Below are 13,934 nucleotides of genomic sequence, written 5' to 3'. Positions count from 1 at the left end.
CTATTTATTTTGTTTTTTATTTCTCCTGTTATATATATATTAAGGTATAAGCTTGAGCCTTCATCATCTGCTGACGGCAGTTCATCTGTCTGCAGGTGTCTGAAATCCGACTTTTAGGGATTTTCCACCCCCAAATAGGTGATTTCCTAGCTCTATTTCGACAAATACCCTTAAATTTGCATGCAAAAATACAAAAAAATATTAGAAAACTCTCCATTATGGAGAAAAAAGAGTTATCTTTGCAATTAAATAACATAAATATAGGAGATTTTAAAATGAAAAAGACTAATTTTGCAGTTGCAGGCCTCTCTTTGTGCTTGCTCTTCTCTAGTTGTGGAACCAATCAGAAAACTGGTACAGCAGTAGGTGCCGGTTCTGGTGCAGCTCTGGGTGCTCTCGTAGGTGGATTGCTCAATAATAGCCATCGTGGTACAGGTGCTCTCGTAGGTGCTGCTATCGGTGCAGCTGTTGGTGGCGGTGCTGGTAACCTCATAGGAAAGCACATGGATAAGGTAAAGGCTGAGGCTGAACAGGTGAAGAATGCACAGGTTGAGACTGTAACAGATGCCAATGGCTTGTCTGCCGTTAAGGTAACATTTGCTTCTGGTATCCTCTTCCCAACTAATGGTTCTACTCTCAGCAGTAGCGCAAAGACTGATTTGGCTCAGTTTGCCGGTGTATTGAAGAACAATACCGACTGCGAGGTTTCTATCCAGGGTTATACTGATGCTACAGGTAATGATGGTATCAACTTGCCATTGAGCCAGAAGCGTGCTGAGGCAGTTTACAACTATCTTGCTTCTTGCGGTGTTACCAGCCGTCAGGTAAAGAATGTTCAGGGTTTTGGTTCTGCTAACCCTGTTGTTAATACTACTGCTGCTTGTGCCCAGAACCGTCGTGTAGAGGTTTACATGTATGCTAGCCAGGCTATGGTTAACGCAGCCAACAACGGTACATTGAAGTAATAACTTTCATGCTCCCGGGAGGGAAAAACTAAATAGATGATTTTGAAGAAAATCAAGAATATAGTAAAATGGGTGGTGGTGCTGTTTTTCAGTACCACCATTCTTGCTGTAGTGGCATATAGGTTCATTCCTGTGTATGTCACTCCTCTGATGTTTATCCGATGCTTCCAGCAAGTAGCTGATGGAGAGAGTATTACCCTGCATCATCATTGGATTTCGATGGATAAGATCTCGCCTCATATGCCAGTGGCGGTAATGGCGAGCGAAGATGCGAGATTCCTGAAGCATCACGGTTTCGACTTCAATGCCATCGAGAGTGCGGCGAAGAATAATGCACGTGGCGGAAAGGTGCATGGAGCCAGTACCATCAGTCAGCAGACTGCTAAGAATGTCTTCCTGTGGCCTGGCCGTTCATGGACCCGCAAGGGATTTGAAGTCTACTTTACCTTCCTCATCGAAATGATGTGGAGCAAGCAGCGCATCATGGAGGTTTATCTCAACAGCATTGAGATGGGACCGGGTATCTATGGTGTGGATGCGGTTGCAGAATATCATTTCGACAAGAAAGCGAAAGATCTGTTTCGTGGCGAGTGTGCGCTGATAGCTGCTACACTTCCTAATCCGCGCAAATTCAGTTCTCTGCATCCTAGCGCTTATATGAAGAAGCGCCAGCGACAGATAGAACATCAGATGAGATTTATCCCTACCTTCCCTCGTGAGGGCGAAGATTTCGACCCGGGCACGGCTGTGGGAGGATATAGGGTGAAGTGAAGAATGAAGAGTGAAAAATCTGGTAAATATTGATTAATGGATTTACTGAACGACTTGAACGAAGCGCAGCGTGCTGCGGTAGAATATATTAACGGACCTTCGCTGGTGATAGCCGGTGCAGGTTCGGGTAAAACGCGTGTGCTTACTTATAAGATAGCTTATCTTGTTCAACAAAATGAAGACTTAAATTCTTTGTTGGTTTTGACATTTACTAATAAGGCAGCTAGGGAAATGGTTCGGAGATTTTCTGCATTGTTGGGAGATGAGTTTGTTGGAAGGCAGCCTTATATGGGAACATTTCATAGTGTATTTGCTAGAATTTTGCATTCTGGAAATGCAGAAAAAATAGGTGTTGGATATTATAGCAATTTTACAATATATGATGAAGCGGATTCTCGTTCTCAAATAAAAGCCATTGTAAAAAGTTTGCAATTAGATGAGCGAATATATAAACCAGCTCTTGTTCATGGTATTATTTCTAAAGCTAAGAATAATTTACAGGATCCTGCTAAGTTCCTGGATTCTCATTCTGGAGAATTTGATAAATATAAAGGATTAAATTACGAATCCTTATATAATATATATGTAGAATATGAGCAAAGATGTCGCTCGGCTAATGTTATGGATTTTGACGATTTGCTTTATTATACTTATGTTCTGTTCGCAGATAAATCAAATGGAGTTTGTAGGCATTATGCTTCTGTGTTTAAATACATTTTGGTAGATGAGTATCAAGATACGAATAGGTTACAGCAGAAAATTCTTTCATTGATTTATGAAGAGATGCCTAAAAAGAGAATTTGTGTTGTGGGTGATGATGCGCAAAGTATATATGCCTTTCGTGGAGCTGAGGTAAATAATATATTGAATTTCTGTGATGAGTTCAAAAATAAAAGAGGACAAAATGCTGCGCTTTTCAAGCTGGAGCAGAACTACCGCAGTACGCAGACCATCGTGGAGGCGGCCAACAGTTTGATTCGCCACAACCGTAACCAGATTCCTAAGGATGTGTTCAGCGAGAATGCGAAGGGTGAGAAGATTCAGTATAAGCCTGCTTACAGCGACAAGGAAGAGGCGGCGATTGTGGCGAAGGACGTGAAGCGTATCCGGCGCGAGGATGGCTGCCAGTATAGTGATTTTGCCATTCTCTATCGTACCAATGCCCAGAGTCGTAGCTTCGAGGAGGAGTTCAGAAAGCAGGGTATTCCTTATCGCATTTATGGCGGACTGAGTTTCTACCAGCGCAAGGAAATTAAGGATATTATTGCATATTTCCGTCTGGTGGCGAATCCGGATGATGAAGAGGCTATCAAGCGTATCATCAACTATCCGGCTCGTGGAATCGGTGCTACTACGGTGCTGAAGATTGCTGACTGTGCCCATCAGAACCAGGTGAGTTTCTGGGAGGTAATCGGTGCCCCTGAGCGGTATGGACTGGCGGTTACCAAGGGTACGATGAACAAGCTGGAAACTTTCAGATTGCTAATTTCTTCGTTTATCGAACGGGCTCAAACTACGGATGTCTATGAATTGGGTGATGCCATTATCAAGGAGAGTGGCATCAGTCAGGATATCATGTCGGGCAAGGATGCCGATGATCTGGCACGTCAGGAGAACCTGGAGGAATTCTTGAGCGGTATGTCGGCTTTTGTGGAGGAACGCCGTGAAGAGGGTAGGTTTGATGAACTCTTCCTGCAGGATTATCTGCAGGATGTGGCGCTGCTTACCGATGCTGACAGCGATGGTGATAAGGATGAACCTCGTGTTTCTCTGATGACGGTTCATGCTGCCAAGGGTCTGGAGTTTCCTACGGTATTTGTGGTTGGTTTGGAAGAGAATATCTTCCCAAGTCCGCTTTCTGCTGCTTCGCTCAGAGAACTGGAGGAGGAACGGAGATTGCTTTACGTAGCCATTACGCGAGCTGAGAAACATTGTATCCTGACGAACGCCAAGAACCGCTGGCGATATGGCAAGATGGAGTTTGATAATCCGAGTCGGTTTATCGATGAGATTGACGGCAAGTTGATTGATAGCCTGGATGAGGCTGGTGGAAGCTTGTTTGGCTCCAGAGCTGATTCGATGTCTGACCAGCCGGAGTGGGCGAGAGCGCAACGTTCTCGCAGACCGTGGGAGGATGCTGAGCAGCCTAGATACAGTAGCAGGTATCAGAATTCCAAACCGGTAGCATCGCAGTTTGTAGCAGATCCTAAGCCTTCTCTCTTTGATGATGAACCGGAGACTTCACATACTTCCGGACGCTCATCTCTCTCTGAAGGTAATTTCAAGTCTGTTAGAGCGCTGAATGCAGCTAAACGTTACATGGAGACGCATTTTTCTCATCCTGCTTCTCGCAGTACAGGATCTTCTGCAGCATCAGTTTCTTCTTCTGCAGCTTCATCTGCTGGCAGTTCTTCTTGTGGTTTGCAGGAGGGAATGAAGATTGAACATCAGCGTTTTGGACGGGGAACGGTGTTGAAGATTGAAGGTACTGGTGAGAATACGAAGGCTACGGTTGAGTTCGTTCATTCTGGCACCAAACAGCTTCTGCTGAAATATGCCAAGTTTACGATAGTAGATTAAGTTCAGTAGTCTGATGTTTATATTTAAGGTTTATCCTGTTTTGAAGTTCTCTCTTACAGGTAGAATCTTATAATATTGATAAAGAGTTATAAAAATTGATTGTGCAAGGCCATCTCTGGTCTTGCCCTTTTTGTTTCTATATACTATAAATTGAAAAAGCGTCCCCGCAGTAGCCTCACGGTTACTACGGGGACTTATATTACTAACATCTAACTTTAGCATTTTTGTTTAAACTTAAAAACGAATTCTTTATGAGAGTAATTTCTCCATTATCTATAAACATAAACCAAGTATCTCATATATTGCAAGTAACTTGTATCCTGCAAATATCTTGTATCCTTAAATGCAAGTTCTTAGAAAAGTTAAACCCATAAATCAGTATCTCTACTAATATCTTGATTATTTTTATTTTATTGCTTTTTGTCTGTTTAATATTTAATACTTTTAATTTACAATGCAAAGATATAAAAAAATGGGTAAACTCCAAATTAATTTTGTTTTATTTTGTGTTAAATGGCTTTTGTCGTACTTATGCGGCGTTTTTTAAGGATTAACTGGCAAAGTTAAAAGGGTGTATCATAAACATTCAAATGCTTTATGATACACCCTCTTTCTCAGGATTCTGAATATTTTTTCGTGTTTATAACGCTTCGTCTTCAGGACGTGGCATCTGTGTCTGGGGCTTCTGTTTCTTGCCTGACTTCATGAATAGTTTCTTCTTCTTGAGCCATGCAGCCTTGCGTATTTCGTATTCTTCGCGATGACGCTCCAAAAAATTATCTGCCATGTTTCGTTTCCTTTTTTACTTTGCGTTATGAATGCTTATTCTTTTTCTTTAAACTTACTGTAAATCACCTTTATCTGTATAGGACTTGTCTCCTTGCCGTTGCTGTCGGTGGTTATTACACCTCTTTTCAGTCGGGTAGAAGCGAGTGACATATCGTGATTAATCTTGGAGATGACGGTAGTATGTCCCTGTGCGGTTGTGATGATGTTTACAGGAACCAGTACTACTTTATTCCAGTTTTCTCCCTTGCCCTTGTTCTTATACATGGCAGAAACCAGGTTGGCGATATTCTGGAATGTATAGGCATTCTTATAAGTACCTGTACTGCTGTAGCTTGTGGTATAAGAAGTACGGCTATCTGCCAACTTGCTCTTTTCGAAGAACGACTGTAAACTGTCTTTCTGAACCATCAGGATGGTGTTTGGTGTAGCAAAGTTGTATGGGTTGTCTTCGTTGTCATTGTTGAGTCGTGGAAAAGAGATGGTAGCTGTGTTGAGCGTATCCTTCTCATGACCTTTCATGATGTCTTCGATAGGGAGGGTAACCTCGGTGAAGATACCTGCTGGCGACTTGAGGTAAGTACAGTTCTGCTGACTTGCCAACTCCTCCAAGTTCGTGGTATCGTTCTCAATCTTGTTGAGCTGCAATACCTCTTCTGTACCATCGAAACGGTTGTATCCGATGCCTACAGCTATACTGTCTGTAACGCCGTCCTTTGCCTTGATGGTCTTGTGGCGGGTCCAGTAGAAGATAAGCTCTGTATTCCAGATCTTAGCCATGTTACCCGTACCGCCTACATTCTTGATGAAGAAGCCAGGGCAGACGTTGTGCAGGAACTTGTAGTTGGTCTTGAAGTACTCAGGATGTTCTGCGTATGTTTGCATGATGTAAGAACCATAGTTCTTGTATGTCTTACCATCTTTCTCATACTTCTTATTCAAGTAAATCTTGAAGTTCTTGACATCTGATGTATTGCTCAAGTTGTAATTACTGCTCCAATGCTGGTTGTTTTCGCTTACCCAGCCTTCCTTGAAGACATCATAATCAGAGTAATACTCCTTATCTTCTGCCATCGGCTTTGTCATCTCATAGGCTGTCACCTTCATTGGGGCGATAGTATCGCCGTAGCTGGCATTGTATGAAACCAGGAGGTAGCATGAGTCTGCTTCGATAGAACCTTTGTTTGCCTGCTTGATGTAATCGAGTGTATCTATAGAGAAAGTAGGCAATACGCTCAACTGGGTCATGTAGTCACCCTTTACATAGTTGCCGGTTTCCGGGTCTTTCATCTTACCGATGAGACCGCTGTTGTTGCGGCTCAATACGGCACCTGAAACCATAGACTTTGTAGCTACAGGAAATACTGCGCTAGTGATGTTGATGTTGTCAATATCGTTAGTGATGCTACCACCGATTCCCTCGGTGGTGTCATCACATGCAGCGAAAGTAAGCGCTGCTATTACTAATACTGTTAAGAGTCTTAAAATTTTCATTATCCTTGTATGTATGTGTCTCTGTTGTCGGAATTTTATTCTGCGTCAGGACAAACCTTGTTGATGAAGTCTGCGTATGGCTCCTGGATATCTTCTCCCGGATAAGCCAGTACAGGCTTGTTCTTCTCCTTCGCATAATCAAAGAGAATCTGGTTAGCTTCTTCTTCACCTTCTACTACACCGTCGCTATAGTCGATGGCGAGTTTGCCGAGCTCAATGAAGTTGAAGTCGTCCTGATAACTGTCAAGCAGTTCTGACTTGGCATCGCGGAAGGCAACGCAACGTTTGAAGTTGGTACCCAGTTCACCCTTGAGTTCGTTGGTATAGAGAGCGGTAATCACCTTTGATTCTGCAAATGAAGGCTCTTCGCTGTAGGCTGTCTTTACATAGAATGGTACTACTGCGCTAGCCCAACCCTGGCAGACGATTACATCAGGCTGCCAGCGGAGCTTCTTTACGGTTTCCAATACGCCACGTGCAAAGAAGATAGCTCTTTCTCCGTTGTCGGCATATTCCTTTCCGTTTTCATCGGTGCCCATCTGGCGGCTCTTGAAATAGTCGTCATTATCGATGAAATAAATCTGCTGTCGTGTTGTTGGTATAGATGCAACCTTGATGATCAGCGGATGGTCTGTATCATCTATGATAAGGTTCATACCAGACAGGCGAATGACCTCGTGCAATTGTCCGCGACGCTCGTTGATGGTGCCCCACTTAGGCATGAAGGTGCGGATCTCAAAACCTGCTTCCTGCATCTTCTGAGGCAGTTCGCGTCCCATGATTGACATGTGAGACTCGGCTACGTATGGGTCGATCTCCTGATTGATAAATAATACTTTTTTTGCCATAAAAATTAAATTTTATTCTTACGAATTACGTGCAAAGGTACAAAAAAAACTTCAAATAGGGGCATTTTTTTCTCCGAAATTCATTATTTTCGGCATTAATTCGCATATTTTTAGGTTTTTTCTTTCTCATTTGAGAAAAAAGTTGTTATTTTGCACCCGAAAACAGATTATGACGATGAAAGTATTCAATAAGATTGTTGACCTCCAGAACGAACTCTTCATGTGTCGTAAGGAGGGAAAGGAAATCGGCCTTGTGCCAACTATGGGTGCGCTGCATGAGGGTCACGCCTCTCTTGTTAAGCGCAGTGTAAAGGAAAATGGCGTGACTGTGGTTTCTGTGTTCCTGAATCCTACACAGTTTAATGATCAGGGTGACTTGGATCGCTATCCTCGTACCCTCGATGCTGACTGCAAGCTTTTGGAGGCTTGTGGTGCTGACTATGTGTTTGCACCATCGGTGAAGGAGATGTATCCTACACCAGATACACGCCACTTTGAGTTTCCACCTGTTTCTACCGTGATGGAGGGTGCCAAGCGCCCGGGTCATTTCAATGGTGTATGTCAGGTAGTGAGCCGTCTTTTCTATATCGTTCGACCAACTCGTGCTTATTTCGGTGAGAAGGATTGGCAGCAGATTGCTGTCATCAAGCAGCTCGTGAAGTACATCAACAGCGATGTGCAGATTGTGGAGTGTCCTATTGTCCGTGATGAGGATGGTTTGGCTAAGAGCAGCCGTAATACTTTGCTGGTTCCTGATGAGCGTGCCATTGCGCCAAACATCTATAAGGCCCTGAAGGAGAGTGTGGAGTATGCCAAGACTCATACCGTACAGGAAACTCATGATAAGGTGGTTGCCGACATCAATGCTGTAGAGGGTCTGGAGGTAGAGTATTTCCAGATTGTGGATGGCGACAGCCTGCAGGATGTTTCTTCATGGGAGGATAGTGCCTATGTGGTAGGGTGCATCACCGTTTATTGCGGTAAGACTCCTATCCGTCTCATCGACCATATCAAGTATAAGGGATAATTCCTCGATAGATATTCTTTATTAAGTTTAATCCGTAACAGATCAAGTAATAACAGAACAATGCAGATAGAAGTATTGAAGAGTAAGCTCCATTGTGTGACCGTAACTGAGGCTAACCTGAATTATATGGGTAGCATCACCATCGATGAGGACTTGATGGACGCTGCTAATCTGATAGCAGGCGAGAAGGTTCAGATTGTAGACAACAACAATGGTGAGCGCTTGGAGACCTATATTATCAAGGGTGAGCGTGGCAGCGGTTGTATCTGCCTGAACGGTGCTGCAGCCCGCAAGGTGCAGGTGGGCGATACCGTCATCATCATCGCTTATGCCCTGATGGACTTTGAGGAGGCTAAGACCTTCAAGCCAACCGTGGTTTTCCCAAAAGAGGGAAATAAGGTTTAAATATCGTATGATGATATAGAATTGTATAAAGAATGATAATCTCGTATGATAATCATAAAGAATATGCGTTCCTGTGGATAGATGAATCCGTAGGAACGCATATTTGTTTTGTGACGATAAACTTGCGTTTCGGTGTGGCGAAATAGCAGTAAGCCACATAGATGGTGATGCCCTGTTCACGGATGGATAATGTATGTATACCCTATATATAATGGTGTAATTACTATTTTATGAAGGTGTAATTACGATGGGTTAAGGATAGATCTCGATATGGCTGCTGCCGGAGTTGCCATTCTTGATAATCCTTATCTGGGTGGTGATGCGCTCGCTCATCGTGTCGGTATGACTGATGACGCCCACCTTCTTGCCTTGCGAACTTTGCAGCATGGCGAGGGAGTCGATGACGGTGGCTAGGGTATCAGGGTCGAGGGTTCCGAAGCCTTCGTCGATGAACAAGTTCTCGAAGGAGATGTTACGGGAAGATAACGCCGACAGGCCCAGGGCGAGACCGAGACTCACGATGAAGGTTTCGCCACCTGATAGGGAGGTGGTGTCTCGGATATCGTCGGCCCGGTCGTGGTCGATGACTCGGATGCCAAGCGAATGCTTTACCTGCTGTAGTTCGTAACGGCTGTTGAACTTTCTGATTTCCTGGTTGGCGTGCGCTATCAGGAAACTGAGCGTATAGCATTGGGCTATCTTGCGAAGCGTCTTTCCGTCTGCTCCGATGGCATCTGTGATGGCTGTCCAGTCGTCCTTTTCCTGTGTTACGAGTTGCAGAGCCTCAGCCTTGTCACCCAACTGCTTCACGGCTTCCTGATGGTTCTGCATCCTGGCGTTGGCAGCAATCAGTTCGTTGCGCTGGCTTCTCTCCTGATACTCCTGCTGAATGGCTAAGAGAGCATCCCGGGTTTGGGCTGGCTGATGTTCCAAGTGCTGCTGATGCGCCTTTTCTGCACTCTGGTAAAGGGCGGTAGTTGAAGCCACGGCTTTCTCCTTTTCGTCCTTTTCCCGTCGGATAGCGTTCCAGTCTTCGGCAGAGTGAAGCATCTCCCGGATGGTATTTCGGTCGATAAGGCTTGGTTCGATACTTCTTTTCTCGATGCCTTCCTCTTCGGAGTCTTTTCCTTCAATGCTCTTTTCTTCAAGCTGCTTGTTATATTCCTCAATCCAAAGGTCGAGTTCCTTTTCCTTCGCTTGCAGATTCTCTTTCATCGTCTTGTTCTGAGACAGCATGGTTTGATGCGAACCTTTACTGTTGGCGAGTTCTGCCTTCAGTTTGTTGATATTCTCGTTCTGCTTATCAGTTGCTTTCGTTGCCTCATCCTTTGCTGCTGTCAGTCTTTGTTCTGCCGCATCAGGTTCTTCTCCATTCAGAATCTGCTTATATTTCTCCTGCCATTCCTCCATTTCCTTCTTGGCGCTATTCCATGTCTGAAGGGCTTTCCCGTAAGCCTCCTCCTTGCTCTTCTGCTGTGAGATGAGGTTGGTTGTAAGTGCTTTCTGCTCAGCCAGTTTTGTGACGCAGGTTGAAGTGTTTTCCTGGGCTTTGTTCAGTATAGTAGAAGCCTTGCTTTCATACGCAACTTCATCCTTTACAGCCTTATCCTTGAGTTGCGTCAGCCGTTCTATCTCTTTCTGAATCTTGTTAAAGTGGCTCAGTTTACTGCTCGCATCTTTCGCCTTGTTTTCATAGATAGGCAAGAGCGATTTCAGTTCTGCCTCAGCCTTCGGAATCTTTGGATACTGGGCGATGAGCGCCTTCCATTCCTCTTCGTAAGTTGCGATTTCTCCCGAGAGCTTTTCCTGTTGTTTCTGGAGCGTCTGTACTTCGCCGTCGTTCTGTTTTTTTTCGCCGGAAAGATCCTTCTCCTGTTTCTGCTGCAGTTTCAGCAAATCCTCCTTGACTTTCAGAAGTTGCGAGAGTTCCGTGGTGGCTTCCTCAAACTGTCTGTTGTCGGTATGATAAGGATGGGTCGTGCTGCCGCAGAGCGGACAAGGTTTGCCTTCGGTCAGGTTGGCACGATGAATCTCCCATTTCTCGCTCACCATGAGGGTATAGGCATTTCGCAGCGTTAGGGTCTCTTGGGTCAGCGCCTCGATGGTCAACTTGCCCAGGGCTTCATCTATCTCTGCGTTTCTTTTGCCCAAGAGCTGAATCCGCTCCTCATTCTTCTGCTTTTCTGTTGTGGCAGTATCGAGATGAGCCACAACCTTGATGGCTTGCTGGACATCCTGCAGTTTCTTTTCAGCTGCCGATTTATGGCTCTGCAGTTCCTCTATATTCTGTCCGGCAGTCTTATTTCTTTCCGTCTCCCAAGCCTGTTCAGCGGCTTGCGTCGCTTCGTGCAGAACCTGTTTCTGCTTGGCAATCTCTTCCTTTGTCGTTTTGAGGGCAAGGTTCGCTTTCTCCGTTTCGGCTTCCCATTTTTGGATGTTTCGGGCGTTTTCCTCCACGTCTTTCTGGGCAGTTAGATTCTCTTTCTGAGCCAACTCCAATGCCTCTTTCTTTTCTTTCAGATTCGGCATCGCCGCTTCCATTTTTGTTTTCAGCGCCCTTGCTTCAGCGATGACCGGCTGCGCCTTTTCCAGCTGTTCCTGTGCCTTGCCGACTGCTTCCTTCAGACTGGCGAGAGTTTTCTCGCTTTCGCTGATGGCAGACTCTTGACTTTTGATGTTTGCTTCCGCTTTCAGAATGTTTTCTTCCTGCTCTTGGATGCTTTGCGTCTGTCGCTCTACTTCCTGCAGTAGGTTGACGGCTGGCTGTACTTCATCGTGCAACTGCAGACGGAGAATCTGGGCTTGCATCTCTTTAATGGCTTCTGCTGCTTGCTGCATATCTGTCTGATAGATAGTGATTTGCTTGGTTTGCTTATCGTTTTCCTCAAACCATTGCAGGTCTTTCGAGATGGCTTGCAACTGGCTGTCGAGTTCCTTCTCAACCTTTTCCAGGCGGTCGATTTCCTCCTTCAGTTGGGCGAGTTCTTCATCGTTCAGCAGGTTCTGTTTTACGGCTTCCACCGATGCAGCCATCTGGTTGTAGGCATCCGTCGCCTGGTCTTTCGCCTTCTTGATTTCAGTAGCGATGTTCGTATAAGTTTCCTCGCATCCGATGAGTTTTTCCAGGAGTTCGTACCGCTCGTTTTCCTTTGCCGTCAGGAAGTTGGCAAACGAGCCTTGGGCGATGAGTACGGTACGGAGAAATTGGTCGTAGTCGAGTCCGATGATGTTCGGCAGCTCGTTCCAGTCGGCAGCTTCCTCCGTTATCTCTTCGCCGTTTCTCGTGATTTTATAGAGCGCAGTCTTGGCGTTCTCGTAGCGCACTCTCTGGAATCTGACGTGCCATTCTGCGCGGTAGATGCTGCCGTTGTTGGCAAGGAAGGTGAGTTTGCTGTAGCCTTCCTTCTTGCCACGTGTCAGGATGTTTCGGCTGTCGGTAGGAGCCAGACGGTTACTTTCGCTGGCATCGGCAGCTCCGAAAATCTCGATGTTCTGGTTCTTGTCTCCTTTCTTTCTGGGATAGCGAGGGGCGCGGTTGTAGAGAGCCAGACAGATAGCGTCGAGTAGGGTAGACTTGCCACTTCCCGTCGGACCTACGATGCTGAAGATGGTGCTCTCGCCTAAGGCACCTTCTTCAAAGTTGATGACCTCGCCACCCTGTTTGTCAAGCGAAGCGAGGTTGAGTATTTCGAGTTGTAGGAATTTCATAATGATGATATTGTTAATAAATCGGATAACATTTTCTCCTGTCTTTCGTTCATCGGAGCGTTGTGCCTGATGGCGAAGGCTTCCTTCAGCGTATCAAGCGGCGGACGGTTGATGATGTCTTCTATGCTGGTGATGTGCTGGGAACCCTGGATGGTGGAGAGGTCCAGTTGTGGGATGATGCGCTGGATTTTGCAGAGCACGGCATCCTTTTCGTTGACGAGTTTCTCCAGTTCCTTGATGTCATCGCTGGTCAGTTTCTCCTGTTTCACCTTCAGCATTACGTAGTCGAAATGGTCGCTCAGTTCGCCGTCTGTTCTCTCTGAAAGTTCAGAATTGATGAGCTTCTGCCATTTCTTGAAGGTCAGCTCTTCCTCATCTTCGGGCAGGATGCGGAGGGCGTGCTGAGGCTTGTATTCCAGGAAATCTACTTTCCATTCCTTGCTCTTGCCGGTTTCTTTTCCTTCCTCCTTTTCTCCGTGTTCTATGGTGATGAGGTCGATGCCGTGGGTGTAGTCTTTCTCGGCAAACGACATCGGGAGGATACTTCCCGTATATCTTGCCCAGTCGGTGTTCCAGATATGTTGCCGTTTGTGGATGTGTCCGCAAGTCATATAGTCGGGATGGTCGTTCCATCCTTCCAGGTCCACTTCCTCCTGTCCGCCGATGATGATTTTCTCGCTCGCATCCTTCTTGGCGATATCCGAACCCTTGGCGTACATGTGTGCCATCATGATGCACTTCCTGCCCGGGTATTTCTGTCGAGCCTCAGCCATCAGTTCTCTCAGAAAGTCGTTGACTCCCTGCGAGTAGCTGGCGTTCTGCACCACATCGCTTCTAAGGAAAGGTACGGCGAGGATGATAACTTCTTCTCCTTCCTCGTTGGTTACGGGGATGATGAGGTCATCGAAGGAATAAATCCAATGTCCACCGGTTTTATCATCGTCCTCGCTTTCTCCCTGCTTCCAGATTTTCCTTACGTTTCCTCTTATTTCCACGTGGTATCGGGTGAGTAGCGGACGGGGAGCCTCCAGTCGGCTGGCGGAATCGTGGTTGCCGGCGGTAATGATGACCTGCATGTTCGGGCACAGTTGTGTAGCATCGGCAAGAAACTCGTAATAAACGGTCTGTGCCGCTGCCGATGGATTTCCGTTATCAAAGATGTCTCCTGCTATGAGGAGAGCATCGGGCTTTTGTTCAGCGATTTGTTCCAGGAGCCATTTCAGAAAATGCTTATGTTCCGGCAGACGGTCGTTGCCGTGAAACAGGTTGCCCAGGTGCCAGTCGCTGGTTGCTAATATCTTCATACTCATAAGAATGTCTAATCTTAGTCTTTTGCTTTGTCTTTGGTTT

10 protein-coding genes are annotated in these 13,934 nt (G+C 45.8%); 5 read left to right on the top strand and 5 right to left on the bottom strand.

Annotation, left to right across the window (positions count from 1 at the left end; genetic code table 11):
* Positions 1 to 275: 275 nt before the first annotated feature.
* The 3 genes from DWV53_RS04545 to DWV53_RS04535 are packed head-to-tail and all read left to right on the top strand — an operon-like array spanning position 276 to position 4,316.
* Complete coding sequence (locus tag DWV53_RS04545; RefSeq protein WP_118140703.1) at positions 276 to 965, top strand: OmpA family protein; 690 nt, start codon at positions 276 to 278, stop codon at positions 963 to 965.
* Positions 966 to 1,001: 36 nt separating this feature from the next.
* Positions 1,002 to 1,736, top strand: coding sequence for a monofunctional biosynthetic peptidoglycan transglycosylase (mtgA, locus tag DWV53_RS04540; protein WP_006846918.1), 735 nt, complete (start codon positions 1,002 to 1,004; stop codon positions 1,734 to 1,736).
* 36 nt (positions 1,737 to 1,772) lie between these two features.
* Complete coding sequence (locus DWV53_RS04535) at positions 1,773 to 4,316, top strand: ATP-dependent helicase (RefSeq protein ID WP_118151919.1); 2,544 nt, start codon at positions 1,773 to 1,775, stop codon at positions 4,314 to 4,316.
* 640 nt (positions 4,317 to 4,956) lie between these two features.
* Here the strand turns inward: DWV53_RS04535 and DWV53_RS04525 are convergent.
* The 3 genes from DWV53_RS04525 to DWV53_RS04515 are packed head-to-tail and all read right to left on the bottom strand — an operon-like array spanning position 4,957 to position 7,444.
* Entirely contained in the window at positions 4,957 to 5,103 is a 147-nt protein-coding gene (locus tag DWV53_RS04525; protein ID WP_022120923.1) for a hypothetical protein, read from the bottom strand.
* A gap of 35 nt (positions 5,104 to 5,138) precedes the next feature.
* Complete coding sequence (locus tag DWV53_RS04520) at positions 5,139 to 6,596, bottom strand: DUF4270 domain-containing protein (RefSeq protein WP_118151915.1); 1,458 nt, start codon at positions 6,594 to 6,596, stop codon at positions 5,139 to 5,141.
* A 35-nt stretch (positions 6,597 to 6,631) separates the two neighbouring features.
* Complete coding sequence (locus DWV53_RS04515) at positions 6,632 to 7,444, bottom strand: glycogen/starch synthase (RefSeq protein ID WP_118151913.1); 813 nt, start codon at positions 7,442 to 7,444, stop codon at positions 6,632 to 6,634.
* 175 nt (positions 7,445 to 7,619) lie between these two features.
* Here DWV53_RS04515 and panC point away from each other — a divergent pair, with 175 nt between their 5' ends.
* Positions 7,620 to 8,471: a pantoate--beta-alanine ligase gene (gene panC, locus DWV53_RS04510; protein WP_118151946.1), complete on the top strand. Its 852-nt coding sequence runs from the start codon at positions 7,620 to 7,622 to the stop codon at positions 8,469 to 8,471.
* Between the two features lie 60 nt (positions 8,472 to 8,531).
* Positions 8,532 to 8,876, top strand: a complete 345-nt coding sequence (panD, locus tag DWV53_RS04505) for an aspartate 1-decarboxylase (protein ID WP_117692769.1) — start codon at positions 8,532 to 8,534, stop codon at positions 8,874 to 8,876.
* A gap of 252 nt (positions 8,877 to 9,128) precedes the next feature.
* Here the strand turns inward: panD and DWV53_RS04500 are convergent, their stop codons facing one another.
* Positions 9,129 to 12,584, bottom strand: a complete 3,456-nt coding sequence (locus DWV53_RS04500; RefSeq protein ID WP_118151911.1) for an AAA family ATPase — start codon at positions 12,582 to 12,584, stop codon at positions 9,129 to 9,131.
* The gene (locus tag DWV53_RS04495; protein WP_181992408.1) at positions 12,581 to 13,888 is read right to left on the bottom strand and encodes an exonuclease SbcCD subunit D; all 1,308 of its coding nucleotides are present in this window, start codon (positions 13,886 to 13,888) and stop codon (positions 12,581 to 12,583) included. The genes DWV53_RS04500 and DWV53_RS04495 overlap by 4 nt, the downstream gene beginning before the upstream one ends.
* Positions 13,889 to 13,934: the final 46 nt, after the last annotated feature.

Origin of the sequence: Segatella copri (genome assembly GCF_003465495.1) — a bacterium.
In the GTDB taxonomy this organism is placed as follows: Bacteria; Bacteroidota; Bacteroidia; order Bacteroidales; family Bacteroidaceae; genus Prevotella; species Prevotella copri_G.
The sequence above is the reverse complement of the archived record's forward strand: the minus strand, read 5'-3'. Positions and strand labels throughout refer to the sequence as shown.